We start from the raw sequence: 24655 nt of genomic DNA, 5'->3' as shown, positions 1-24655 counted from the left end.
CTCGCGGTGCGCTCGCCAGCAGACTTGCGCTGGAGTGCGCTCCAGCTTCTAGCCTCGGCGGTACCACGTCCGGCGGCAGGGCCGGGCGGCAGGACGGGAGCCGGGTTCATGCAGCTGGGTATGCACGTGCCGATTTTCGACATCGAGGGTGGCACCACCGCGGTCGCGGGGGAGCTGGCGCGGGTCGGGGTGGCCGCGGAGGAGGCCGGGGTTTCCTGGTTGTCCTTCATGGACCACTACTTCCAGATCGAGCCCACCGGGCTGCCCGCCGAATCGCCCATGCTCGAGGGGTACACCACGCTCGGCTTCCTCGCCGCGCACACCTCCACCGTCGAGCTGGGGCTGCTCGTCACCGGGGTGACCTACCGGCATCCGGGGCTGCTCGCCAAGATCGTCACCACTCTCGACGTGCTCTCCGGCGGACGGGCCGCGCTCGGCGTCGGCGCTGCCTGGTACGAACGGGAGCACCGCGGGCTGGGGGTGCCGTTCCCGCCGGTCGCCGAGCGGTTCGAACGGCTGGAGGAGACGCTGCGGATCTGCGCGCAGATGTGGGACACCGCCAACGACGGGCCGTTCGAGGGCAAGCACTACCAGCTGGCCGAGACGCTGTGCTCGCCGCAGCCGATCCACCGGCCCCGGGTGCTCATCGGCGGTGGCGGGGAGCGCAAGACGCTGCGGCTGGTCGCGCAGTACGGCGACGCGTGCAATCTGTTCGGCAGTTCGCCCGAGGACGTCGCCCACAAGCTCGACGTGCTGCGCCGGCACTGTGACGACCTCGGCCGGGACTACGACGCGATCAGCAAGACGATCACCGCCAACAACCCCCGGCCGGAGCCGGCAACCCGGGACGAGTTCGTGCGGGCCATGGCGGACTACGCGAAACTCGGCGTGCAGACCGTCATCATCACGCCGACCACCGGCACGCCGGCCGCGTGGATCGACGGTATGGCGCCGGCTGTCGCGCAGCTGGCCCAGCTGGGCTGAGCGCGGGTCCGACCGCATCCGTGCGGGCCTCCGCGAGGGAGGCCCGCACGGACCGGTGCCGGGACGAGACCGGCTACTTGACGGCGAGCTCGCCCAGCTCGGACCAGTCGTCCTGGTCGAGCTTCGCGTTCACGATGCGCGGAGTCTGCGCCAGGTACTGCGGCAGCTCGCGCTGTGCGGCCTTGAAGTGCTCGGAGTTGACGTGCGCGCCGGCCGCGTCGTCGTCGAACGCCTCGAGCAGGACGTACTCGTTCGCGTCGTCCAAGCTGCGGGACCAGTCGAACCAGTGGCAGCCGGGCTCGGCGCGGGTCGCCTCGGTGAAGCTCCGCGAGATTTCCGGCCACTCGTCCGCGTGCTCGGGCTTGACCCGGAACTTCGCGGTGATGAAGATCATTTTCTTCCTCTCGTCCTAGGAACCGTGCGCCTGGTGCGGCACCGGCTCGGGCAGCTTCGCGTCGGCGCGGATCCGCCGCGCCAGCCGTTCGACGGACACCAGTGCGGCGAACACGTCCTCGCTGCGTACCTCGAACGGCATGGCGTGGATGGTCTCGCCGGGCGCCGTCGCCGCGTCCGCGACGGTACGCAGCGTATCCGGATCATCGGTGCGGAGCCCGGTTTCGGTCAGCGTGGTGGGCAGCCCCAGCTGGGTGGTGAACTCCACGAACTCGCGGATGTCCGACCGCGGCGCGCCCTCGAGCACCAGCTGGGTCAGCGAACCGAGATTGACCTTCTGTCCGTGCGCGAGACCGTGTGTGGCGGCGACCGCGGTCAGGCCGTTGTGCACGGCGTGCGCGGCGGCCAGCCCGCCGGACTCGAAACCGAGCCCGGACAGCAGCGTGTTCGCCTCGATCACCCGCTCCACCGCCGGGGTCACCTGGTGGTCGCGGACCGCGTCCACGGCCGCGACGGCGTTGTCCCACAGCACGTCCCAGCTGAGCTGGGCCAGCGCGGTCCCGGCAACGGTCGGCGCACCACCGGCCATCGTGGCCGAGCCCGACTGCGCGGTGGCGCGTGCCTCGAGCCAGGTGGCCAGTGCGTCCCCGACCCCGGCGACCAGGAACTCGGCGGGCGCGTTCGCGACCACCTGCGAGTCCACCAGCACCAGGTCGGGATTGCGCGGGAAGAACCGGTACTCGGAAAACCCGCCGTCCTCGGTGTAGATCACCGAAAGCGCACTGCACGGCGCGTCCGTGGAGGCCACCGTCGGGCAGGTCGCCCAGCGGGTCCCCGCCAGGAACCCGGCCGCCTTGACCGCGTCGATGGTGCTGCCGCCGCCGACGGCCAGCACCACGTCGGCCTCCCACGCCCGGATCACCGACACCAGGCGGTCGACCTCGCCGGCGGTCGGCATCCCGCCGAACCCCTCGCGGCGCACCGGCAGGTCCGCGGCCCGCAGCGAAGCCTCGACGTCGTGCCCGGCGAAGCCCCACACCACGTCGTCGGCCACCACCAGCGGTGCCGAACCCAGCTGCGCCAGGTACTCGCCGAGCCGGCTCAGCGCACCGCGGCCCTGCACGTACCGGCCGGGGCTGATCAGCGTGCGGGCGCTCACGGGACGAGAATCGCGCGGCCGCGGATGCGCCCGGCGTCCAGGTCGTCGAGCGCGTCCTGGAAGGACTCCAGCGGGTACCGCGTGGTGTGCAGCCGCACCTTGTCCTGGGCGGCCAGCACCATCAGCTCGCACAGGTCAGGATACGACCCAACCAGGTTACCGATGAAGTTGATCTCCGCGGAGATCACGTCGATCGTCGGCACGTCGATGTTCTCGCCGTAGCCCACCACGTGGTAGTCGCCCGCCGGGCGCAGCATGGCGACGCCGTCGCGGGTCGCGCCGCCCTCGCCGACGAAGTCGATCACCGCCTCCGCGCCCTCGCCGCCGGTGAGGTCGGCCACCGCGGCCACCTGGCCGCCGTCGGCGACCACGCCGTGGTCGGCGCCGATCGATTCGGCCAGCTTGACCGCTTCGGGATTGCGGTCCACCACGATCAGCTCGGCCGCGGTGAGCGCCTTGAGCACCTGGATGCCGATGTGCCCGAGCCCGCCCGCGCCGATCACCACGCAGCGGTGGCCCGGCCGCAGCCGGTGCGCTGCCTTGGCCGCGGCGTGGTACGCGGTCAGCCCGGCGTCGGCCAGCGCGGCGACGTCCGCCGGTTCCAGCGAATCGTCGAGCTTGACCACACTGCGCGCGGAGGTCTTGAGGTACTCGGCGTAGCCGCCCGCGGTGTCGATGCCGGGGAACTGGCTCGCCGAACAGTGCACGTCGTCGCCGGACCGGCAGGCGCGGCACAGCCCGCACGTCACCAGCGGGTGCACGATCACCTTGTCGCCCTCCACGACGTTGGTCACGGCGCTGCCGATGGCGTGCACCCAGCCGGCGTTCTCGTGCCCGATCGTGTAGGGCAGCGCGACGCCGGACTTCTCCTTCCACTGCCCTTCGAGGATGTGGATGTCGGTGCGGCACACCCCGGCGCCGCCGATCCGCACGATCACGTCGTAGGGCCCGGTGATCTCGGGTTCGGCCAGCTCGGTGAGCCGGAGTGGCTCGCCGTAGCCGACGACCTGTACTGCCTTCACGATGCTCGTGCCTCCATCGGGGATGTGGACGGGTCCTGCGGCCGGGGGGCCTGGTCGGACCCGGAATCGGGATAGCGGGTGCGCAGCAGGCCCCGGCAGAAGTGCGCGTTGCCGTCGATCGAGATGCGGATCGAACGGGCGAACCGCAGCCGCACCGGCACCTCCTCGCGCGGGTAGGGGTGCCCGTGGTCGTCCACGAGCACCGGCTGCTCCGGCGTCACGGCCAGGCCGAGGGATTCCCGGCGGCGCAGCAGCGCGGACGTCGTGCGTCCTTCGGGAAGGTCCCCGAGGGTGACGTCGTGCAGCTGCTCCTCGGCGAGGTCGGCGTCGGCCCGCAGGAGCCCGGTCAGCGCGCGCTCCATCGCCGCGGTGTGCGCCTTGCGCCGGAAGGTGAGCCGGAGCTCCTCGAGGTCCTTCTCCGCCTCGCTGCCGAACGTGCCGCGGTATCCGGCGTCGGCGGCCAGGCCCCGGTTGATCAGGTCCGAATCGTGGTGGTCGTCCAGCTGCACCACGACCCGCTCGACGCCGGGCAGCGCGGTCAGCACGTCCTTCGCGTCGGAGGCCATCAGATAGGCGAAGTTGGGGGAGCAGAACGAGGTCGGCAGCCGCAGGTGCACGTTCAGCTCGCTGCCGCGGGCCTCGATCGAGCGGACGAACCCGAGATCGGTGATCGGCTCGTCCAGCTCCGGGTCGTACACCTCGTCCAGCGCCGCGCGGGCGCGTTCCTCCACGGCCGGCATCAGGCGACCGCCACGGCTTCGGTCTCCGCCTTCGCCGGTGGGTCGGCGACCTGCAGTTCGGCGGGCACCTCGATGTCGTACATCGCGGCGGCGTTCAGGCCGAGGATCTTCTTCTTGACCTCGGTGGTCAGCGCCGGGTACTCGGTCATGTCCTCCGGGATCTCGAAGTCGACGAACTTCTCCACCAGCCACTTCGGGGTCCAGATCGCGTAGTCGCTGGAGAACTGGATCCGGTTCTCGTCCAGCCAGTACAGCAACTCGCCGATGATCTGCGCGAAGTAGCGCGGGCGGGTGTGGATGAACGGCATCGCGACCGCGAGCCCGGCGTGCACGTTCGGCTCCTGGGTGGCGATCCAGCAGAAGTCCTCCAGCCGGGGCAGGCCGCAGTGCTCGATCACGAAGTTCAGCTCGGTGAAGTCGGTGGCGACCTTGTCCACGTCGGCGACGTCGAAGGCGTCGCGGTCCAGCGGGCGGATGGTCGGGCCCTTGTGGATGTGGATGTTCTTGATGCCCAGTTCCTGCGCGGCCTCCAGGTACCGGTAGCTCCACTTGTCGTCGAGCTTCCAGCCGCGGGAGTCGCCGAACCATTCGGCGGTGTAGAGCTTGGCGCCCTTGAGGTTGAACCGCTTCGCGTCCTCGCGCAGCTGCTTGAGCCCGTCCTCGCCGAAGCGCGGGTCCCAGCAGTGGTTGTAGGTGAGCTTGTCCGGATGCTTCTGCGCCAGCGCGAACGCCTCTTCGGTCTGGCCGAAGTTGTTGCGGTAGAAGGCCGGCAGCGCGGCGGGCTGGAAGATCGCGTGGTCCACGTAGCCGTCGGTGAAGATGTCCTTCATCAGCCGTTCGCCGCCCTGGTAGAGGAAGTCCTCGTAGGGCCAGGTCTCGGACTCCGGGCCGAGGTTGCGGTGGTAGTCGTAGAAGCAGTCGATGAACTGCTTGCCGTGGATGTTGCGCTGGTTCTCGGCGCGGGCGTCCCAGAGCGCGATGTGCGCGTCGAGGATGTAGTAGTTCTCGCCGTCCTTGCTGTACATGGAGTTCCTCCGCCTTCGTGGCCGCGTTGGCACGTCAGGCCACGGACGGTAGGTCTGTTCACGCAGGTCAGCGAGTGCTTCGCTGTCTCAGTTTGAGACATCCGCACGGGCCGCCGGTTATGCTGGAGGACCTAGGCTGACCCCGTCGGACGCAAGGGCGCGGTCCAGGAGGTCGATGTGCCGGACAAGCAGGGCGGAACCGGGCCGGTCGAGGCCCGCGACGCCAGCGCACCCCGGTTGCGCGCGTCGTGGCAGCGCAGCGCGCGCTACGGCGTGCCCGATGACGAGGTCAACCCCGTTTTCACCGGTTCGGTCGACACCAGTTCGCTGCTCTACGAATGCGGCCACGAGGTGCTGCAGGGCCTGCACCAGACGCTGGCGAACGAGCCGATCAGCCTGATGCTCACCGACAGCGACGGACTGGTGCTCAGCCGGATCTGCGGGGACAGCACGATCACCCGCTCCCTCGACCGTGTGCACCTCGCCCCCGGCTTCTTCTTCGCCGAGAGCAACGCCGGTACGAACGGTCTCGGCCTGGCGCTGGCCGACCGCGCGCCGTCGCTGGTGCGTGCGGCCGAGCACTACTGCACCAGCCTGCGCGGCTACACCTGTGCCGCGGTGCCGGTGCTGGATCCGTTGTCCGGGGAGCTGGCCGGCAGCGTCAACCTCACCACCTGGTCGGAGCAGTCGTCCGAGCTGCTGCTGGCGCTGGCCCAGACCGCCGCCGGGCACACCAGCGCGCTGATGCTGGCACGGGCTTCCGGGCGCCGCCCGAGGCGCGCGCCGCGGGGCGAGGTGTTCCGGATGTACGCCGAGCAGGTCGAGCCGCCACCGCTGTCGGCCGGGTGGGAGCACCCGCTGATGGAAGCGATCGACGCGATGCGCCGCGGGCAGACCGTGCTGGTGACCGGGGAGCCGGGTGCGGGCAAGACCGCGCTGGCCGCGATGGCGCGCCGGGAACTGCGGCCGCGTGAGCGGCTGCTCAACGCGCGGCCGCCGGCGCCGGACGACGTCCGCGCCTGGCTCACGGTGTGGGCACCGGAGCTGGGCAAGGAAAGCACCTGCGTGGTCGTGTCCGGAGTGGACACTCTGCCCGCCTGGGCGGCCAGTGAGCTGGGGCAGCGGTTCTCGGCCGCACACGTCGAATCCGGGGCCTCGCCGTTCGTGCTGACCGCGGTGGATCCGGCCACGCTGCCGGAATCACTCGTCCCGCACGTGGACACCGTGGTCGAGGTGCCCGCGCTGCGGTTCCGTCCGGACGACGTGCTCCCGCTCGCGCACCACTTCGCGCGCCGGGTGCGCGGCCGCGAGGTCACCTTCACCCCGGCTGCCGCGCGGGCACTGACCGCCTACGACTGGCCGGAGAACGTGAAACAGCTGCGCCGTGTCGTGCGCGAAGCCGCCTCGCGGTCGGAGGTCGTCGACGCACCGCAGCTGTCCGCCGAGATCTTCACCACCGCCGGGCACCGGCTCAGCCGCCTGCAGGCGATGGAACGCGACGAGATCGTGCGCTGCCTCGCCCAGCCCGGCGCCACCGTGGTGGGCGCCGCGACCGAACTGGGCATGGGCCGCGCGACGATCTACCGCAAGATGGCGCAGTACGGCATCAAGGCCCGCCAGCTCCGCTCGTGAGTGGCGACGCCGGGTAGCCACTCCTCAGCGGGAGTGGTGCCCGCCCGTGGCGACGAAGTACACGATCGCGGCGATCACGATCAGCGCGACCACCACCGCGATCGCGATCTTCACCTTGCTCCACGGCCGCTCGCCGTGGACCTCGCCGGTGCGGCCGTTGACCAGGATCTGCCAGTTCCTGCCCTGGTAGACGTAGCTGGCCACCCATACCGGCAGCAGCATCAGCTTGAACGACACGTTGTGGTGGCGGGTGTCCACCGAATGCACCCGCTGGGTGTCGCCGCCGATGTCGTGTTCGCAGTCGTTCTCGATGACCGGGGCCATCCGCCGCTTCGCTTCCTCGAAACCGGCCTCGGGCTCCACGTCGTAGCGCAACGCGAAGTGCCCGGCGAGGTACTGCTGCTGGTAGGGGGCCGCCTCCGGCAGCGGCCACGGCGCGAGCTTGTCGATCTGCTCGATCGGCAGCTGGGTGCTTGCCGGGACCAGCACGTCGTCGAACGCCCGCGCGACCCGGCCCCGCGCCGGGTACCACCGGGTGCGGCGGACTCGGCGGGTCTTGCGCTGGCCGTTGTCGTAGTAGGTCTCGGTCACGTAGTAGTACTCGCCGCGCTGCCCGGTGTAGGCCGATTCGGTCTGCGAATCGTAGGTCCAGTGCGGCAGGTACGTGCTTTTGGTGGTTTCGGCGGTGGTGACCTTTTTCAGCGCGTTGGGCGCGAAACGGCGCGACGAGGTCCACTTCTTCAGATGCGTGCTCACCGCGGCGTGGTCGATCGCGAACGGCAGCACGCCCTCGGGAACCAGCTGGCCGGACGCCGCCGGGTCGATCACCAGCGGCGCACCGCAGAACTGGCAGAGGCTCGCGGTCTCGTTCGTCTCGGTGCGCGCCGAGCAGCGCTGGCACGCGAAGACGTACTTCCCGATGCTGCCCACCGGCTTGCGGGCCAGGTTCGCCAGCTCACCGAACGGGATCTCGCGGATCTGCCGGTCTCCCGCGGTGATTTCCTGCCGGAACCCGCAGTACGGGCACTGCAGCGCGGTGGTCCCCGGCGCGAACTCCAGGCGCGCGCCGCAGCCGCCGCACGGGTAGGTCGTGGCCGCCACGCCGGCCTGCTGGAAACGTGGGTCGGTCATCAGGTCCCCCGGGAGAGTGGCGTCCGGACCGCGCCGGCGGTGGCGTCAGGTCGGCGGTGACAACGGGTGTCAGGGTCGCGGCAGGGTCAGGACTGCGGTGGCAGCGGCGGCGGGGTCGCCGCGAGCAGCGGCGCCACCTCCGGCACCTGCGCGGCCGCGGTCCATTCGGCCATTCCCGCTTTCCAGACCAGGGTTTCCCGGGTCAGCGTGCCCGAGCTGACCTGCTGGGCCAGCTGGCCGCGGTCGAACGGACCGAGCTGCTGCCCGCCCGCGCCGAGGTACCACTGCTCGGCCTGCGGCAGTGGCGGCGGGCCCGGGGGTGCGGCGGGGGCCTGCTGGTACTGCGGTCCGGACGGTGGCTGCTGATACTGCTGCTGGTACTGGGGCTGGCCCTGCGGAGCCTGCTGCCCGGCGGCCCGTTGGCCGAGCGCCATGCCGAGGCCGACGCCCAGTCCCTCGCCCGCGCCGCCCGGGTTCTTCGCCGCCGCCTCGATGGCGTTCGCGGACTGGAACTGGGTGTACTGGTCGAGGTTGCCGGCGATGCCCATCTGCGTGCGCTTGTCGATCGCCGCCTCGACCTCGGGCGGCACCGAGATGTTCTCGATGATGAACTTGGTGATCTCGACACCGACCGAGCGCAGCTCGAGGTTGAGCGCGAGGGCGAGCTTGTCGCCGATCTGGCCCTGTTGGGTGACCAGGTCGAGCATCGGCACGCCGGAGGACGCCAGCGCCGGGCCGAGCTTGCCGATGATCAGCTGGCGGAGGTACTCCGAGACCTCCTCGGTGCGGAACTGCGGGTCGGTGCCGGCCAGTTCCCGCAGCAGCGCGACCGGCTCGACCACGCGCACCGCGTAGCCGCCGAACGCGCGCAGCCGGACCATGCCGAACTCCGGGTCCCGCACCATCACCGGGTTCTGCGTGCCCCATTTGAGGTCGGTGAACTGCCGGGTGCTGACGAAGTAGACCTCGGCCTTGAACGGCGAGTCGAAGCCGTACTTCCAGCCCTTGAGGGTGGACAGGACCGGCATGTTCTGTGTCTGCAGGGTGTACATGCCCGGCGGGTAGGCGTCGGCGACCTGGCCCTCGTTGACGAAGACCGCCGCCTGCGATTCGCGGACGGTGAGCCGGGCGCCCATCTTGATCTCGTTCTCGTGGCGCGGGAAGCGCCACACGATGGTGTCCCGGCTGTCGTCGGTCCATTCGATGATGTCGATGAACTCGCCGCGGATCTTGTCGAAAATTCCCACGTCGTCCCCTCTGCCACGGCTGGCTCGCTGCTGCCCGCGGCGACTGTACCTCGTCGAGCTGTGCGCGGCGGTCAGCCCGCCGAACCGGAGTCCTCCCGCAGCACGCCGCCGGCGAGCTGCAGCCTGCGCCCGATGCCGATTTCCGCCAGGAACCGCTCGTCGTGGCTGACGACCACGAACGCGCCCCGGTAGGCCTCGAGCGCGCTTTCCAGCTGCCCGGTGCTGACCAGGTCGAGGTTGTTCGTCGGCTCGTCGAGCAGCAGCAGCTGCGGGGCGGGTTCGGCGAACAGGACGCAGGCCAGCGTGGCGCGCAGCCGTTCGCCACCGGAGAGCACGCCGACCGGCAGATGCGCGCGATCGCCGCGGAAGAGGAAGCGGGCGAGCAGGTTCATCCGGTCCGCGGGCAGCATCTCCGGGGCCGCCGCGGCGAGGCTTTCCGCCACCGTGGCGTGGGCGTCGAGCAAGTCCAGCCGCTGCGACAGGTAGGCGATGCGGCCCTCGGCACGGCTCATCGCCCCGGAGTCGGGCTCCAGGCTGCCGTGCACCAGCCGCAGCAGGGTGGACTTGCCGGAGCCGTTGGGACCGGTCAGCGCGATCCGCTCGGGCCCACGGATCGACAGCTCCACGCCCTCGCCGGGGAACAGGTCGCGCACCCGCAAGTGCTTGCCGGTGAAGAGGGTGCGGCCGGCGGGCACCGCGGTCCTCGGGAGTTCGAGGCTGATCTTCTGGTCCTCGCGCAGGGAACGCTCGGCCTGGTCCAGTCTGGCCTTGGCCGCGCCGACCCGGGAGGAATGCGTGCCATCCGCCTTCGCGGCGGACTCCTGGGCGTTGCGTTTCAACGTACCGGCGAAGATCTTCGGCAATCCCGCGTCGGCGACGTTGCGCGCGGCGTTGCTCGCTCGCCGGGCGGCACGTTCGCGGGCCTGCTGCATCTCCCGCTTCTCGCGGTTCACCTCCTGTTCGGCGTTGCGGATGTTCTTCTCCGCCACCTCCCGCTCGGCCCGCACTGCTGCCTCGTACTCGGTGAAATTGCCGCCGTAAAACCGGATCGCCGAGCCGGACTCCAGTTCGGCGATCCGGTCCATCCGGTCGAGCAGCGCACGGTCGTGGCTGACCACCACGAGGCAGCCGGAGAAGCCCTCCAGCACCGTGTGGAGCTGGTCGCGGGCGTGCCGGTCGAGGTTGTTGGTGGGTTCGTCGAGCAACAGCACGTCGGGTTCGCGCAGCAGCTGCGCGGCCAGGCCGAGTGACACGATCTGGCCGCCGCTGAGCGTGCCGAGCCGCCGGTCGAGGCCGACGTCGTCGAGCCCGAGCCGGTCGAGCTGGGCGCGGGTGCGTTCTTCGATGTCCCAGTCGGTGCCGATGGTGGTGAAGTGCTCCTCGCCGGCGTCACCGGCCTCGATCGCGGCGATGGCGCACAGGATCGCGTCGGCGCCCAGCACCTCGGCGACCGTGCGGTCCGCGGTGAGCGGGAGGTCCTGCGGCAGGTAGCCGAACACCCCGTCGGCGGTGACACTGCCGGCGGTGGGCGCGAGCTGCCCGGCGATGATCTTCAGCAGAGTGGACTTGCCGGCCCCGTTAGGGGCGACGAGCCCGGTGCGCCCGCCCGGGAACGTCGCGGAGAGCCGGTCGAAGACGGGAGTGCCGTCCGGCCAGGAAAAGGAGATCCCGGACAGGACAACGCGAATTTCGGACATCGGGAAGCCTCACGGTGAATCGGCGGACCGCGATACGGCCCGCACGGAAAGAGTTCGGACGACAGCAGGCCCCGGCACCGCTACGGCAGCGGTCATCACGATCCGACAGCACTCATGCCGCATGCTTACGCACCCGGAAATCCCCGGGTGACGCACAAGCCGTCCCACGCGTGGGCGCGGACGGTGCTGTCCGATGCGAGCGGGGCCCGGCCTCACCGCAGCGCGCAGTCACCGTGCAGCGGTGACCGGCCGCATGCCGGCGGGCCGTGCCCCGGGCTCACCCGGAGATGTCGTCTTCACCTGCCACAGCTCGGATTCCTTTCGGAAGGCTCGTTCACCCGCCACGATACCGTGCCGGCGCCGATCCGGCCGGGCGCCGGCCTCACCAGGCGCGCACGGTGAGCGTCTGGCCGATCGGCTGGTCCGCCACCGGCACCGTGAACACGTGCCGGGTGCTGTCCCACGACCCGGTGGCGGCTCGTCCGTTCACGGTGACGTTCGCCGGTGCGGAGGTCAGCCCGGTGAGCTCCACAGTCCAGCCGCGTTTCGCCGGCTGCCCGGGGTACGTCCCGGCGGCCGGGGCGACGGTCAGCGTGTGCTTGCCGCCCTGTTCGGCGTAGCCGATCTTCGTGGTCGCGCTCCGGTTCGCGTGCGCGCCGTCGTCCTCGTACAGCGAGAAGGCGCCCGGTGCGCCCGCTGACGCGGTGACGGTGAGCTGGTCGGCTGTCTGGTCGTGCTCGACGTTTCCGGTGTGCGTGACCAGAACGCCGCCCGCGCGGAGGAAGACCGGCATGGTGCCCAGGTCCGTGGACACGGTCTGGGTCGTGCCGCCCTGGTAGGTGCGGCCGGTGAAGTAGTCGGTCCACTGGCCCGGCGGGAACCAGACGCTGGTCTCCGCCTGGGTGCCCGGCGTGGTCACCGGAGCGACGAGCACGTCCGGGCCGTAGAAGTACTCCTTCGACGCGGCCGGGTACGCGGCGGGCTCGTCCGGGTACTGCAGGTACGTCGGGCGCACCACCGGCATCCCGGTCGTCGCGGCTTCCTGGGCGAGGGAATAGGTGTAGGGCACCAGGTTTTCGCGCAGGTTCAGGAACCGTGCCGCCGAGGCGTCCGCCTCCGGACCGTACTGCCACGGCAGCCGGTCGCCGTGGTTGCTGTGCAACCGGTCGATCGGCTGGAAGGTGCCGAACTGCACCCATCGCGCGTACAGGTCGTCGGGGAGCTTCACGGTGCGCTTCTGCTGTCCGTTGTCGACATAGGTCTCACTGCCGGGCAGGCCCGTGGTGTCGACATGTCCACCGATGTCGTGACTGACCGCGGACATCCCGGTGGCGGCCGATTCGTTCGGCGTCGCCCCGACTTCGGTGGCCAGCGTGCCCCATGTGGACAGTGTGTCCCCGGTGAAGTGCACGGTGGTGCGCTTGTCCGCCCACGGGCCGGTAGGCACAGCGGTCGGGCTGCCGTACCCGCCCGACTGGAGCGAACCGTAGGCCCGCGAAAGCACGAACCCGCGTCCGGGCGTGTTCCCGGCGTACTGCCGGTTGATCCACGCGTCCGGGGTGACTCCGGCCAAAGTGGACTGTGACGCGTCGCAACACCAGTCGAGCCACCAGAAGTCGTTGCCCGCCTTGTCGAGGTCGGCGTGCAGGTCCTGGTAGGCCTTCAGCTGGTTCGGATCACCCCAGTCGAACACGTGGCAGCCGTCGCCGCAGCCGGTGGCCAGCTTGCCCTTCGCGGTCGCGCTGGCCTTCGCGTACTGGGGATCGGACTCCTGGATGCTCGGGTGCACGTTCAGTGTCGTGTGCAGGCCTTCGCCGTGCGCCCAGGAGAAGAACTCCGCCGGGTCGGGGAACTTCGCCCGGTGCATCTCCCAGCCGTTCCAGGTTGCCGGGGACTTGAAGTCGGTGTCGACCACGAGCACGTCCAGCGGCACGCCCTCGGAACGGAACCGGGGCAGGATGGTGTCGCGGTAGTCGGCTTCGGTGCGGTCGATGTACTCCGAGTACCACACGCCGTAAGCCCACCGCGGCAGCAGCTCCGGTGGGCCGGTCAGCTGCGCCAGTGCTTGCAGGCCGCCCCGGTAGTCGTGCCCGAAGCCGAAGAAATATCCGTCCTGGTAAGGCTTTCCGCCGTGTGCCGGGCGCTGGGTCACCTTGCCGCTGTGCTCGTCGTAGAACGCCGACGCGGTGTCGTCGAGCAGGTACCACCCGTCCTGGTGCAGCAACCCTTCGGACGTCGGCGGCGCGCCCTTGTCCCCGTCGACGCCGTCGAGGCCACGCCGGTACTGCCCGAGCGCGAAGTGCGGCTGCGGGGCCGCCGCGTCCGGCGCGGTGACCGAAACCGTGTCGGCGTTGACGTGGCAGCTGACCTCGTCCGGGCAGCCGAAGCCGACTTCGTCGGTGCCTGCCTTGAGCTCGACCGGAATCGAGGCGCTGCTCCAGGTGTTCCAGTCCGCGGTCGGCGGCAGCTGCAGCGCACGGGTGACGCCGCCCGCGGTGACCTGCACGGTGCGCGTCTCGTGCCGGCCGTCGCCGCCGGTTCCGTTGGCGTAACGGACATGCAGTGCGTAAGCGCCGTCGGCGGGCACGTTCTCGATCCGGTGCCCGAGACCCGCGCCCTGCTTCAGCTCGGCGGTGAAACCGCTGCCGGAGTACCCGGTGTGGTCGGTGGCGAGCTTCGCCGAGCCGGACATCCGGCCGTCCTCGGCCTCGCAGCTCGTGCCGAATCCGCAGCCCCCGATCGCGCGGGCCGACGCCGCCGGGTACTGCGCGCCCCGGTCCAGCATCGCGAAACTGTCCAGGTTGACGTGCCCTGAGTCGCCCGCCGCGCGGGTGAGCGCGACCGTGTGGTGTCCGGCGCCGAGCGGGACGTCCACCGACGCGACCGCCCAGGTGTCCCAGTCGGCGGTCGTCGGCAGGCTCAGCTGCCGCGGCGTCCCGCCGTCGACCGAGACGCTCAGCGTGCGGGTGACGTGCTGGTCGTCGCCGCCGATGCCGTTGGCGTAGCGGGCCGACAGGGTGTACGTGCCGTCCGCGGGGGCTTCCGCGTCGGTGGAGACGGTGGCGCCGTCGCCTTCGAACCCGGCAAGGAACCCGGTTCCGGTGTAACCGCCGTGGTCGGTGGCGATGCCGGGGCCGTCGTGGGTCACGTCTTCCGCCTCGCACAGCTCGCCCACCGCGCAGCTCACGTGCCGCCACGGCGCGGCGGCGCCCGGCGTCTGCCCGCCGGTCTGGCGCACCGTCAAATTGCCGGCGCCGAACGGGCCCGAACCGAGCCGGTAGCTCAGGCTCAGCGCACTGGTGCGAATGGTCAGCACTCCGTCGGAAACCGTGGAGGTGAACGGTGTTTCGGCGAAGGACCCGCGGCCGACGGCGTTGAACGTGACCGGGTCCGCGAACTTCCCGTCAGCCGCGTACTCGGTCCGTATCAGCGTGGGGGAGAGCACTTGGAACCGCGCGTCGTCCACGGTGACCGCCCGCGCCCGCACGGACGCGGTCGCCGGTGGCGCGGCCAGCCCGGGCACCGCCACGCAGACTGCCGCGGTGAGGACGCCGATCCGCTTCAGAATTCCCGCCGTTGTCCGCAAGGCGCTCTCCGTTCCGGAGTTCGAGCCGGTTTTACAACGTTGGAAAACACTCGCCGGATCGATGACAGCACATCGCGTAGTGAGGTGTCCAGACCACTGCGGGGAAGCTGTCCGGACAGGCTTGTCCGCGCGGCGGCGCCGGGTTCAGCCCCGTCCGCTGACCGTGTCCACGAACCGGCGGGCGACCTCGCGCAGTTTGGTGTTGGTGGTCTGCGATTCGGTGATCAGCCGCTGCATCGCGGCGTCCGCGTCGATGCGGTGGATCGCCATCAGCATGCCCTTGGCCTGTTCGATGACACTGCGGGAGCTCATCGCCAGGTCGAGCTGGTCGGCCCGCACCCGGGCCTCGCGGTAGCGCTGGGTGGTGCGCAGGCCGAACTCGACGACCGTGGTGTAGACGGTCAGCAGGTGGCTTTCCAGCGTGCGGAAACCGTTGTCGCCGAAGCCGAAGAGGTTCAGCGCGCCGCTGATCGTGTCGTCCACCCGCAGCGGCGCGGCCAGGTAACTGCCGACGCCGACCTTCTTGGCCGCGGCGACGAAATCCGGCCAGGCTTCCTCTGCGGCCGGCACCGACAGCCGCACCACCTCACCGGTGGTGGCCGCGCGCAGGCACGGGCCGTTCCCGATCGCGTACTGCGCAGCGTCGACCTGGTCGGCGCGGGGGTCGGTGGAAGCCGCGGTCTCCGCCCTGCCCTTGTGGATGGCGGTGATGCTGGCCAGGTCGGCGTCCGGGATGGCGCGCACCGCTTCGGCGCAGATCGCGCTGAACACGACGTGTTCCTGGTCGTCCTGTTCGAGCGCCTGCGTCAGGTCGCGCATCGCCGCCGCGAGGTCGTCCAGTCGCTCAGCCATGATCGGCTCCTCGATCACCCGCAGCGCACCCCTCTTTCATGGTGGAGCGCGCGCACGGTGAGGTACCAGCCGCGCGGCTCTCCGAAAAACGAAGCCGCTGCGGTCTCAACGGGCCACAGGAAACTTTACCCGGTTCCCGCCGGAGGCAGCCCAGCGGGAGGCCCAGGGCGCTTCCGGTCGCAAGCCCCCTTCACCGCGCTGCCCACGCCGGTGCACGGCGAACGCCGCCGGGCCGGGTCGTCAGGCGGGGCCGGGCCACTCCTGGCCGCGGATCCACGAGTCGAGCACGATCAACGTCCGGGTGCTGGTGATGTTGTGGCTGCGGCGCAGTTCGTCGATCGTCCGCTGCAGGTGCGCCATGTCGCGTCCGCGCAGCCACACCACGGCGTCCGGGTCGCCCGCGATGGTGAACACCGCCTGCGCTTCCGGGATCTTCGTGGTCGTCCGCACGATCTCGTCCACCTTCGTGCTGCCGAAGAAGCGCAGCTGGCAGAACGCCTCGATGCCCCAGCCGAGCTTCGCGTGGTCGACCTGCACGGTGAAGCCGGTGATCACCCCGTCCCGGCGGAGGCGGTCGACCCGGCGCTTCACCGCGGCGGTGGACAGCGACACGCGTGCGGCGATGTCGGAGAAGGTCCGCCGCGCGTCCTCCCGCAGCAGTGCGATGATCTCGTGGTCCGTGGCGTCGAGCTGGTCCTCGCTCATGACGGCATGGTACGCAAAAAACGTGCTCATGATCGTGTCGGACGGATCATCTTTTGCGTCTTCCTGGGAAGACCGGACGAGTATGTTGCGCATCGGTAGTCCGCCCGGTGAGGTGGGTCACGTCCCGGCGGTGGCAGTCCCGCCGGCCGAAGCTGCAGGGAAAGGAAGGGCCGGATGAGCGCGTTCACCTTGGCCGAGCGCTACCAGCGCGAAACGGGCACGGTCTACCTGACCGGGGTACAGGCGCTGGTCCGGATGGTGCTGGACCGGATCCGGCACGACCGGCTCGGCGGAGGCGATCCCGCCGCGTTCGTCTCGGGCTACGAGGGTTCCCCGCTCGCCGGGTTCGACCTGGAGCTGGCGCGCCGGTCCGCGCTGCTCGCCGAGCACGCGATCGTGCACAAGCCGGGCGTGAACGAGGAGCTGGCCGCGACGTCGGTGATGGGCAGCCAGCTCGCCGCCAGGGCCGGGACGCTGCGCCCGGACGGGGTGACCGGCTTCTGGTACGGCAAGGCACCGGGCCTTGACCGGGCCACCGACGCGCTGCGGCACGCCAACCTGGCCGGCACCGATCCGCGGGGCGGCGCCGTGGCGCTCGTCGGCGACGACCCGAACGCGAAGTCCTCGACCGTGCCGTGCGCGTCCGAGCACGCGCTCGCGGACCTGGCGATACCGGTGTTCTACCCGGCCGATTCCCAGGACGTGCTCGACTACGGCAGGCACGCGGTGGAACTGTCCCGCGCCAGTGGCGTGTGGAGCGCGATGAAGCTGGTCGCGAACGTCGCCGACGCCGGTGGCACCGCGCTCGTCGACCCGGTCTGGACCGCCCCGGAGCTGCCCGAGGGCGCCTACCGGCACCAGCCGAGCAGCCGGCTGCTCGGCCCGGAGCTGGTCACCCTCGAACACAGCCTGCACCGCATCCGCCTCCCGCTCGCCCTGGAGTACGTGCGGGCCAGCGGCGTCAACCGGATCGTCGCGTCCGGACCGCGCGACCGGATCGGCGTGATCGCCTCCGGGAAGTCCTATCTGGACCTCCGGCAGGCGCTGCGGACGCTCGGCCTGGACGAGGCCGCGCTGGCCCGCTATGGCATCCGGCTGCTCAAGCTCGGTGTGGTGCACCCGGTGGAACCGTCCATCATCACCGAATTCGCCGAAGGGCTCAGCGAAATCCTGGTGGTGGAGGAGAAGCGCGCGCTGATCGAGCCTGCGGTCAAGGAAATCCTCTACGGCCGTTCCGGTGCGCCGAGCGTGCACGGCAAGTCCGGTCCGGACGGACGTCCGCTGTTCACCGAGCTCGGCGAGCTCGACCCGGACGCGGTCGCCACCGGGCTGGCCAAGCGGTTCACCGCGCACGGCGACCTGGAACCGGTCAGCGCGTGGCGGAACCGGCGCCGCCGGGAGCGCATTTCCGTTCCGCTGCTCGCGCGGACGCCGTACTTCTGCTCCGGCTGCCCGCACAACTCCTCGACCAAGGTCCCGGACGGCACGGTCGTCGGCGCCGGGATCGGCTGCCACACCATGTCGTTGTTCATGGAGCCGGACCAGGTCGGTGACGTCATCGGCCTGACCCAGATGGGCGGCGAGGGTGCGCAGTGGATCGGCATGGCGCCGTTCGTGGAGACCCCGCACCTGACCCAGAACGTCGGTGACGGCACGTTCATGCACTCCGGCAGCCTCGCGGTGCGCGCGGCGGTGGCGGCCGGGGTCGACATCACCTACAAGCTGCTCTACAACTCCGCGGTCGCGATGACCGGCGGGCAGGACGCGGTCGGCGGGCTGCCCGTGGAACAGGTGGCCGCGCTGCTGCTGGTCGAGGGCGCGGCGAAGGTGGTGATCACCTCGGACGCTCCGCGCCGGCTGCGGCGGCGGGCGCTGCCGCGCGGGGTCGAGGTGCGCGACCGCACGGAACTGCTGCGCACCCAAGAGGAACTGGCCGCGATCAAGGGCGTCACGGTGCTGATCCACGATCAGGAGTGCGCGGCCGAGAAACGCCGGAAACGCCGCCGTGGCAAGCAGGAGACCCCGGCGAAGAAGGTGTTCGTCAACGAGCGCGTGTGCGAGGGCTGCGGCGACTGCGGCACCAAGTCGAACTGTCTCTCGGTGCAGCCGGTGCAGACGGAGTTCGGCCGCAAGACGCAGATCCACCAGGCTTCCTGCAACGTCGACTACTCGTGCCTCGACGGGGACTGCCCGTCGTTCCTCACCGTGGTGCCGACCGGGAAGGTGCGCCGTCGTGACGTCGCCCCGCTGGCCGCCGGCAGCCTGGCGGATCCGGTCCGCGCGGAGCGGGACGTCGCGGTGCGGATCACCGGGATCGGCGGAACCGGCGTGGTCACCGTGGCGCAGATCCTCGCCGTCGCGGCGGTGCTGGAGGGCAAACGGGTACGCACGCTCGACCAGACCGGGCTCGCCCAGAAGGGCGGCGCGGTCGTGTCGGACGTGAAGATCACCGCGGACGTACAGGAGCAGGCGGCCAAGCTCGCCGCGGGGGAGTGCGACCTCTACCTGGCCTGCGACCCGCTGGTCGGCGCCGACCCGGCCTACCTCGGGGTGGCCGATCCGGACCGCACGGTGGCCGTGGTGTCCACTTCGGAGATCCCGACCGGACGGATGATCGTGGACACCGCGGTCTCCTTCCCGGAGCAGTCGAGCATCCGCGCCGCGCTCGACGACGCGACCGCCCGCCGCCACTACCTCGACGCGCGGGGGCTGGCCGGGCAGCTTTTCGGCGACGACCAGCCGGCCAACCTGCTGCAGCTCGGCGCCGCCTACCAGTCCGGCGCGCTGCCGGTGTCCGCGGAGAGCCTGGAGCAGGCCATCACGATCAACGGCACCGCGGTCGAGACGAACGTGCAGGCCTTCCGCCGGGGCCGGCAGGCGGTCGCCGATCCCGACGGACTGGCCGCGGATCTGGCCGTCGAGGTGCCCGCTGCCGAGGTGCCCGCCGGCGAGGCGGTCCGCCGGGTGCGCGCACTCGTGCCGGCCGGGCCGGACACCGAACTGGGCCGGTTGCTCGACATCCGTGTCCCCGACCTCATCGCCTACCAGAACGAGCGGTACGCGCGGGAGTACGCGGAATTCGTCGAACTGGTCCGGGGCCGCGCGGGCACGACGGTCGCCGAGGCCGTCGCGCGCAACCTGTACAAGCTGATGGCCTACAAGGACGAGTACGAGGTGGCCCGGCTTTCGCTGGATCCGCGGCTGGTCGCCGAGATCGAAGCGGAATTCGGCGTGGGATCCACGTTCTCCTACCGGTTGCATCCGCCGGTGCTGCGTGCGCTCGGCATGCGGCGGAAGATCGCGCTCGGCAGCCGGAGCTTCCGGCCGGCGTTGCGGCTGCTGCGTTCGGCCCGTGCGGTGCGTGGCACGGCGTTCGACGTGTTCGGCTGGGCGAAGCTGCGCCGGCTCGAGCGCGAGCTGATCGGGGAGTACCGCGAAACCGTGACGCGGGCGCTGGACCTGGCCCCCGCCGACGAGGAGCGGCTCGTCGAACTGGCCGGTCTGCCCGATCTCGTCCGCGGTTACGAGGAGCTGAAACTGGCGAACGTGGCCGCCTACCGCGGGCGCCAGGCCGAGCTGCTGGCCGGGCTGGCCCGCGGTACGGACGCCGTCGAGGCCGTCCACAGCGCCTGAACCGGCCGGGTTGTTCACACCAACGGGTGGTTCCGTGCGAACCGCCCGTGGGGGCCGTCGCCGGCACCTGTTCGAGGGGTCCGGCCCGCTTCGCCGGCGGCGGTCCCGTGACCAGGCTGTTCGCCGGAAATCCCCTAATCCCCCTAACTGGGGAAGCCGGGAAGTCCCTAGTGATCCGGGCGGCGGACCCGGGGTGCCCCCCGATGGCACGCCGGAAGCGCGGGCCTATGTTCTTCCGGGAGCCGGCCGGATCGCCGGCTCATCCGTCTTTTTCCCCGGATCCCCCGATCCAGTGGCAGTACAGGAGAGAACGAACTATGGGCCCGGTGCAGACGCTGCACGAATTCGCGCTGAACCTGCTGAACGACCCGCAGTCGCTGGCGGAGTACCACGCCGACCCGCAGGGCGTGCTGAACAGCGCCGGCCTGGGCGAGCTGGCCCCGGCGGACGTGCAGGACATCATGCCGCTGGTCATGGACACCGCCCCGCTGTCCGCCGCCCCGGCACCGCTGCACGCCGGCGACGTGTCCGGCGTGCTGGACCAGGCCGCCGACGCCGCCGCCCCGCGCGTGCAGGACATCGCGGACCAGGCCGGCGCGGCCGCCGGTCCGCTGGACCTGAGCGGCGTGTTCGGCGCGGTCAGCGACGTCGCCGACCAGACCGGCCTGAACACCGCCACGCACGGTGTGCTCGGCACGGTCTCGAGCGTCGTCGACGGTGTCGCGGACGCGACCAGCGACGTCCCGGTCGTCGGCCCGCTGGTCGGCGCCGGCGCGATCGACCTGGAGAACACCGTGAACGCGGTGGGCGACCACCTCTTCGACGGCAAGCTCGTCGGCTCGGCGGTCGACGCGGCCACGAACCACCTGGGCGACGCCCTGCTGTGGAAGGCCGCGGTCGCCGAGGCCGGTCAGCTCCCCGTGGTCGGCGGCGCGGCCGGCGGCCTGGTCGAGGGTGTCCGCCAGACCGGCGCCGGCGCGCTCGGCTCGGTCAACGAGACGATCGGCTCCACCCCGGTGGGCGTGCACGGCGACGACGCCCGTGCGGACCTCCCGCAGGCAGGCGACCTGGCCGGCACGGTCACCCACGCGGCAGGCGACCTGCCCGTGGCCGACGCCGTCAGCCACGCCACCGGCGACCTGCCCCTGGCGGGCGAGCTGCCGCTGTCCGGTGGGGACCTCCCGCTGGCGGGTGGCGAGCTGCCGGTGTCCGGCGCGAACCTGCCGCTGTCCGGTGGCGACCTGACCGGCACCGTGACCGGTGCGGCCGGCGACCTGCCGGGCACGCTCAGCCACGCGGCCGGCGACCTGCCGGGCACGCTGACCGGCGCGGCCGGTGGCCTGTCCCCGGCCGACCTGTCCCAGGCGGGCGACCTGACCGGCACCCTGGACCACGCGGTTCCGGCCCTGCCGGCGGTCCCGGCGGCCGTTCCGGCGCTGCCCGCGGTCCCGGCGGCGGCCCCGTCGCTGCCGGCCGCCTCGTCGCTGCCGGACGCGGGTTCGCTGACCCACTCGATCGAGGGCGCGACTTCGCACGCCCCGGCCGTGCAGGACGCGAGCGAGCACGTGCTGGCCACCGCTCAGGACACGGCCGAGACCGCCGTGTCGCACTCGGTCAGCGGTGACCTCGCCGACACGCACACCGCGAGCTCCCTGGTCAGCGACGTGCAGACGCACGCGCACGACCTCGTCCAGGGTCTCGAGGCGCACGCCGGCGGCACCCCGCTCGACGACATCCACCTCGCGCACTGATCCCAGTGCCCGAAACCACGGGCCCGGACCGCATCGTGGTCCGGGCCCGTGGTCGTTCCGGCGGTGGGGCGTGCCCTGTCCGCCACGAGACCGCTCGCCACGGGAGGGTGAACGGACGTGTGGAGTCAGATCCGCTGGGCGCGGTCGGCAGCTCGAAGCGGGGCGCCGAGCTCGTGCAGATGCTCGAGGACCTGGCGGTAGGAGCGCACCAGACTGGTTTGGCTGTAGGGGATGTCGTGCTTGCGGCAGAAGCGTTCCACGATCGGCTGGGCGTGGCGCAGATGCGGGCGCGGCATGTTCGGGAACAGGTGGTGCTCGATCTGGTAGTTCAGCCCGCCGAGGACGAAATCGGTGACCTTTCCGCCACGCACGTTGCGCGAGGTCAGGACCTGCCGGTGCAGGAAATCGCCAGGGCGCCCGGACATGGTGGGCATGCCCTTGTGGTTCGGGGCGAACGAGCAGCCCATGTAGATGCCCCACAGTGCCTGGTGCACCACGATGAACACCACCGCGAGCCCGGGTGAGAGCACCAAGAACACCGCGGTGAGGTAACCCGCGATGTGGACGGTGAGCAGAACTCGTTCCAGGCGGCGCATCCCCGTTCCGCCGCGCCATACCGCTTTGATCCCCGAGACGTGCAGGCTGAGCCCCTCGAGCGTGAGCAGCGGGAAGAACAGCACGGCTTGGTGTTTGGCCATCCAGCGGAGGAAACCCTGCTTCACGCGGGCTTGCCGGCTGGTGAAGGCCAGAGCCGGAATGTCGAGGTCGGGGTCGCGCTCCTCGTGGTTGGGATTGGCGTGATGGCGGTTGTGGCCCTCGATCCACCACTGGTAGCTCATGCCGACCAGGCCGCCGTGGGCGACACCGAGCACGTCGTTGGGACGGCGGGTCCGGAAGATCTGCTTGTGCCCGGCGTCATGACCGACGAAGGCCAGCTGCGCGAACACCACGGCGAGCAGGGCGGCGATCACCAGTTGCCACCAGCTGTCCCCCAGGAAGGCGAACGCCACCCAGGCGCCGGCGAACACGACCAGGTTCGCGACGATCCTGATCGCGTAGTACCCGTACTGGCGACGCAGCAGACCTGCGTCGCGCACCTCGCCGAGCAGGCGGCCGTACAAGGCGGGCTGCGCGCGGGCGGTCATCGCCGCCGCGCAACCGGAGCCGCCGTCGCGGCGGAAAAGCAGACCCGGCGACTGCGGTTCAGATCGGCCTCAGGCACGGTGTCGGCCGGTGTTTGCCCGGCGGGATGGCTGAACAGCACCGGCGAGACCGGCGAGGTGCCGGAACGGGAATGGGGGTGCGTACGAAACAGGGAAACTCCTAAAGTAGGTGGCCGGGCGGCGAGCCCGGGAACGGCGCCGTGCGGCGGCGTCCGGTCTTCGGCCGTGGCCGGTGACAGAGGAGAAGCCGCCCGGCGAAACGAATACCTGTCGGCTCGTGGCTTCGGCTTCGGTGACAACGGCAGGTCGAACAGCGCAAAAGGCTCCTCGCGGCCCGTGCTCTCGGAAGCGCGGCGCTAACCTGCTTATTTCCGAGGGTACGCGGTCCCAGCGGAGACCGCCAGCCTGGGTGAGACCACGCTGCGGACTGTTTGACGGCTGCCAATATTCGTGCTCCACTGGTCGTGGTTGAAGATTTTTGTGTTCGTTGTTTTCCTGGCGCCCACAGAGGTTTTTGGTGCGCGTCATCTGGGTGTCTTTCCGGCTCCTCGGTTTCACGCTCGAAGCCCGGCCACCTCGTCCGAGGTCGTGCCGCATGTCGAAGCGACAAGAAGTGACAAGGAGTCCGGCTATGTCTCAAGGAACCGTGAAGTGGTTCAACTCCGAAAAGGGGTTTGGTTTCATCTCGCCCGACGAAGGTGGGGCCGACGTTTTCGTCCACTACTCGGAGATCGCCGGCGGCGGTTTCCGCAGCCTGGAAGAGAACGCCCGGGTGCAGTTCGACGTCGGACAGGGCAACCGGGGCCCGCAGGCCACGGGGGTGTCGGTCCTCTGACCACGACTACGCCGGCTGGGCGTCCGCACCGCGGGCGCCCGGCGGCATCCGGCCGCCAGCCGCACCTCCCGCCCCAGCTGTCCCTCGCGCGGGTCCCGAGCACACTGCCGCGTCGCAGCCCACACCGTCAGCCGGATGGCCGCGAGCCGCGCGACGCGGGTCTGCTGTCCACACCGGGTGCGAAACCCACCGCCGGTTCCGGAACGCATCGCCTGGAGACCGCGCTCGCCGCCTATGCCCGCCAGGTTGCCGAGGCGATCGGCGTACCCGCCGACGCGGTGACCAGCGAGGTCACCGACACCGCCACGGTCTACATCGGACTGACCGCCCGCACCGCCGATCTTCCGCGGCGCGATCTGATGCTCGTCTGGGACGAACGGTTCGGCTGGTACGTCGCGATCGAACCACGCGGAGACGACCGGCCGCCCGTGATCTGCCACCTCCGTGACCGGATCGCACCACCGCCCGCCGCCGTCGCGCAGTTCGTCACCGACGTCCTCGGCGGACACCGAAGGGGCCGGCTCAGCCCGGTACCCGCCCAGCTCGACCGTGCCACGCTGGCCGCGCACATGACCGAAATCCGGTCGTGACCGCGGCCGGGGACACCGGATCATCGGCCCGGAAACCGTCACCGCCCGGGTACAGCGGAAGCTCACGCTCCGCACGAGGGTCGCTGGGGTAGTCCACCGTGTGCGTCGTTCCCGAGCGCGTCGCCGCTACGGCCACACCGACGGCCTGCCGCGCCGTTTGCGTTCGAGTTTGCCCGTGCCGGGCGGGAATCCGTGCTTCGTGAGGCGGACCTCGGCGAGTTCGTCGGCGCTGGTCACGGTGAGGAACAGGCTGAGCAGGAGGCTCAGCAGCAGCGCCAGGAGCACCACCGGCACCGGAAGCGGCGTCAGCAGGGTGAGCAGCAGGAACGCCACGACCAACCACGGCAGGGCCTCCGCGACGATCCGGAGCGCGAAGCGCAGCTGCCACGTCTTCGCGGTCGCGTCGTAGAGCACCCATTCGCGGTAGTCGTCCGGCAGACGGCCGCCATAGACATAGTGGAGCCAGCGCAGTGGCCCGGGTCGCTTCCTGGCCATGGCGGGCGAGTACCC

The 24655-nt window shown here is 70.8% G+C and carries 19 protein-coding genes; 6 read left to right on the top strand and 13 right to left on the bottom strand.

Features of this window, described 5'->3' with window-relative positions; translation table 11 throughout:
• Positions 1-108: 108 nt before the first annotated feature.
• The gene (locus BJY18_RS12520; RefSeq protein WP_184780138.1) at positions 109-984 is read left to right on the top strand and encodes an LLM class F420-dependent oxidoreductase; all 876 of its coding nucleotides are present in this window, start codon (positions 109-111) and stop codon (positions 982-984) included.
• 73 nt (positions 985-1057) lie between these two features.
• On the opposite strand, the gene BJY18_RS12515 is transcribed toward BJY18_RS12520, so the two are convergent.
• Genes BJY18_RS12515 through BJY18_RS12495 form a run of 5 tightly spaced genes read right to left on the bottom strand, consistent with a single transcriptional unit; the run spans position 1058 to position 5323 of the window.
• The gene (locus BJY18_RS12515; protein WP_184780137.1) at positions 1058-1378 is read right to left on the bottom strand and encodes a putative quinol monooxygenase; all 321 of its coding nucleotides are present in this window, start codon (positions 1376-1378) and stop codon (positions 1058-1060) included.
• A 15-nt stretch (positions 1379-1393) separates the two neighbouring features.
• Complete coding sequence (locus BJY18_RS12510; protein ID WP_184780136.1) at positions 1394-2536, bottom strand: glycerol dehydrogenase; 1143 nt, start codon at positions 2534-2536, stop codon at positions 1394-1396.
• Entirely contained in the window at positions 2533-3558 is a 1026-nt protein-coding gene (locus BJY18_RS12505) for an NAD(P)-dependent alcohol dehydrogenase (protein WP_184780135.1), read from the bottom strand. The genes BJY18_RS12510 and BJY18_RS12505 overlap by 4 nt, the downstream gene beginning before the upstream one ends.
• Entirely contained in the window at positions 3555-4298 is a 744-nt protein-coding gene (locus BJY18_RS12500; protein WP_184780134.1) for an iron-sulfur cluster assembly protein, read from the bottom strand. The genes BJY18_RS12505 and BJY18_RS12500 overlap by 4 nt, the downstream gene beginning before the upstream one ends.
• Positions 4298-5323, bottom strand: a complete 1026-nt coding sequence (locus tag BJY18_RS12495; RefSeq protein WP_184780133.1) for an amidohydrolase family protein — start codon at positions 5321-5323, stop codon at positions 4298-4300. The genes BJY18_RS12500 and BJY18_RS12495 overlap by 1 nt, the downstream gene beginning before the upstream one ends.
• 177 nt (positions 5324-5500) lie before the next feature.
• Here BJY18_RS12495 and BJY18_RS12490 point away from each other — a divergent pair, with 177 nt between their 5' ends.
• Positions 5501-6955 carry an AAA-type ATPase lid domain-containing protein gene (locus tag BJY18_RS12490; RefSeq protein ID WP_184780132.1) on the top strand — a complete coding sequence of 485 codons (1455 nt, stop codon included), beginning with the start codon at positions 5501-5503 and terminating at the stop codon, positions 6953-6955.
• A gap of 24 nt (positions 6956-6979) precedes the next feature.
• Here BJY18_RS12490 and BJY18_RS12485 read toward each other — a convergent pair whose 3' ends face one another.
• The 6 genes from BJY18_RS12485 to BJY18_RS12460 form a co-directional block, all read right to left on the bottom strand.
• The gene (locus BJY18_RS12485; RefSeq protein ID WP_184780131.1) at positions 6980-8086 is read right to left on the bottom strand and encodes a TFIIB-type zinc ribbon-containing protein; all 1107 of its coding nucleotides are present in this window, start codon (positions 8084-8086) and stop codon (positions 6980-6982) included.
• 86 nt (positions 8087-8172) lie between these two features.
• A complete protein-coding gene (locus tag BJY18_RS12480; protein ID WP_184780130.1) occupies positions 8173-9333 on the bottom strand; it encodes an SPFH domain-containing protein in 1161 nt (386 codons plus the stop codon).
• 71 nt (positions 9334-9404) lie between these two features.
• Positions 9405-11030 carry an ABC-F family ATP-binding cassette domain-containing protein gene (locus tag BJY18_RS12475; protein ID WP_184780129.1) on the bottom strand — a complete coding sequence of 542 codons (1626 nt, stop codon included), beginning with the start codon at positions 11028-11030 and terminating at the stop codon, positions 9405-9407.
• A 382-nt stretch (positions 11031-11412) separates the two neighbouring features.
• Positions 11413-14616 carry a TIM-barrel domain-containing protein gene (locus tag BJY18_RS12470; protein ID WP_221457700.1) on the bottom strand — a complete coding sequence of 1068 codons (3204 nt, stop codon included), beginning with the start codon at positions 14614-14616 and terminating at the stop codon, positions 11413-11415.
• 144 nt (positions 14617-14760) lie between these two features.
• Positions 14761-15468 (bottom strand): GAF and ANTAR domain-containing protein, encoded by a 708-nt coding sequence (locus BJY18_RS12465; protein WP_184780128.1) that lies wholly within the window; start codon positions 15466-15468, stop codon positions 14761-14763.
• Positions 15469-15708: 240 nt separating this feature from the next.
• Positions 15709-16173: an Lrp/AsnC family transcriptional regulator gene (locus tag BJY18_RS12460; protein ID WP_184780127.1), complete on the bottom strand. Its 465-nt coding sequence runs from the start codon at positions 16171-16173 to the stop codon at positions 15709-15711.
• A 174-nt stretch (positions 16174-16347) separates the two neighbouring features.
• Here BJY18_RS12460 and BJY18_RS12455 point away from each other — a divergent pair, with 174 nt between their 5' ends.
• Positions 16348-19806, top strand: coding sequence for an indolepyruvate ferredoxin oxidoreductase family protein (locus tag BJY18_RS12455; RefSeq protein ID WP_184780126.1), 3459 nt, complete (start codon positions 16348-16350; stop codon positions 19804-19806).
• A 317-nt stretch (positions 19807-20123) separates the two neighbouring features.
• Positions 20124-21557 carry an IniB N-terminal domain-containing protein gene (locus BJY18_RS12450; protein ID WP_184780125.1) on the top strand — a complete coding sequence of 478 codons (1434 nt, stop codon included), beginning with the start codon at positions 20124-20126 and terminating at the stop codon, positions 21555-21557.
• Positions 21558-21682: 125 nt separating this feature from the next.
• Here the strand turns inward: BJY18_RS12450 and BJY18_RS12445 are convergent, their stop codons facing one another.
• Positions 21683-22702, bottom strand: coding sequence for a fatty acid desaturase family protein (locus BJY18_RS12445; RefSeq protein ID WP_184780124.1), 1020 nt, complete (start codon positions 22700-22702; stop codon positions 21683-21685).
• A 649-nt stretch (positions 22703-23351) separates the two neighbouring features.
• On the opposite strand from BJY18_RS12445, the gene BJY18_RS12440 reads away from it, so the two are divergent.
• Both BJY18_RS12440 and BJY18_RS12435 read left to right on the top strand, forming a co-directional pair.
• Complete coding sequence (locus tag BJY18_RS12440; RefSeq protein WP_184784585.1) at positions 23352-23555, top strand: cold-shock protein; 204 nt, start codon at positions 23352-23354, stop codon at positions 23553-23555.
• Between the two features lie 161 nt (positions 23556-23716).
• Complete coding sequence (locus BJY18_RS12435; RefSeq protein ID WP_312874099.1) at positions 23717-24145, top strand: DUF6292 family protein; 429 nt, start codon at positions 23717-23719, stop codon at positions 24143-24145.
• A 126-nt stretch (positions 24146-24271) separates the two neighbouring features.
• On the opposite strand, the gene BJY18_RS12430 is transcribed toward BJY18_RS12435, so the two are convergent.
• The gene (locus BJY18_RS12430) at positions 24272-24640 is read right to left on the bottom strand and encodes a DUF5313 family protein (RefSeq protein ID WP_184780123.1); all 369 of its coding nucleotides are present in this window, start codon (positions 24638-24640) and stop codon (positions 24272-24274) included.
• Between the last annotated feature and the right edge of the window lie 15 nt (positions 24641-24655).

Source organism: Amycolatopsis jiangsuensis (genome assembly GCF_014204865.1).
GTDB lineage: Bacteria > Actinomycetota > Actinomycetes > Mycobacteriales > Pseudonocardiaceae > Amycolatopsis > Amycolatopsis jiangsuensis.
This window is presented reverse-complemented; position numbering and strand designations above follow the sequence as displayed.

What these genes read in the sequence shown, in the direction of transcription:
- BJY18_RS12520 (WP_184780138.1), top strand. Translation starts at nt 109, where the DNA reads ATGCAGCTGGGTATGCACGTGCCGATTTTCGACATCGAGGGTGGCACC.
- BJY18_RS12515 (WP_184780137.1), bottom strand. Translation starts at nt 1,378, where the DNA reads ATGATCTTCATCACCGCGAAGTTCCGGGTCAAGCCCGAGCACGCGGAC.
- BJY18_RS12500 (WP_184780134.1), bottom strand. Translation starts at nt 4,298, where the DNA reads ATGCCGGCCGTGGAGGAACGCGCCCGCGCGGCGCTGGACGAGGTGTAC.
- BJY18_RS12495 (WP_184780133.1), bottom strand. Translation starts at nt 5,323, where the DNA reads ATGTACAGCAAGGACGGCGAGAACTACTACATCCTCGACGCGCACATC.
- BJY18_RS12485 (WP_184780131.1), bottom strand. Translation starts at nt 8,086, where the DNA reads ATGACCGACCCACGTTTCCAGCAGGCCGGCGTGGCGGCCACGACCTAC.
- BJY18_RS12475 (WP_184780129.1), bottom strand. Translation starts at nt 11,030, where the DNA reads ATGTCCGAAATTCGCGTTGTCCTGTCCGGGATCTCCTTTTCCTGGCCG.
- BJY18_RS12465 (WP_184780128.1), bottom strand. Translation starts at nt 15,468, where the DNA reads ATGGCTGAGCGACTGGACGACCTCGCGGCGGCGATGCGCGACCTGACG.
- BJY18_RS12460 (WP_184780127.1), bottom strand. Translation starts at nt 16,173, where the DNA reads ATGAGCGAGGACCAGCTCGACGCCACGGACCACGAGATCATCGCACTG.
- BJY18_RS12455 (WP_184780126.1), top strand. Translation starts at nt 16,348, where the DNA reads ATGAGCGCGTTCACCTTGGCCGAGCGCTACCAGCGCGAAACGGGCACG.
- BJY18_RS12450 (WP_184780125.1), top strand. Translation starts at nt 20,124, where the DNA reads ATGGGCCCGGTGCAGACGCTGCACGAATTCGCGCTGAACCTGCTGAAC.
- BJY18_RS12445 (WP_184780124.1), bottom strand. Translation starts at nt 22,702, where the DNA reads ATGACCGCCCGCGCGCAGCCCGCCTTGTACGGCCGCCTGCTCGGCGAG.
- BJY18_RS12440 (WP_184784585.1), top strand. Translation starts at nt 23,352, where the DNA reads ATGTCTCAAGGAACCGTGAAGTGGTTCAACTCCGAAAAGGGGTTTGGT.
- BJY18_RS12430 (WP_184780123.1), bottom strand. Translation starts at nt 24,640, where the DNA reads ATGGCCAGGAAGCGACCCGGGCCACTGCGCTGGCTCCACTATGTCTAT.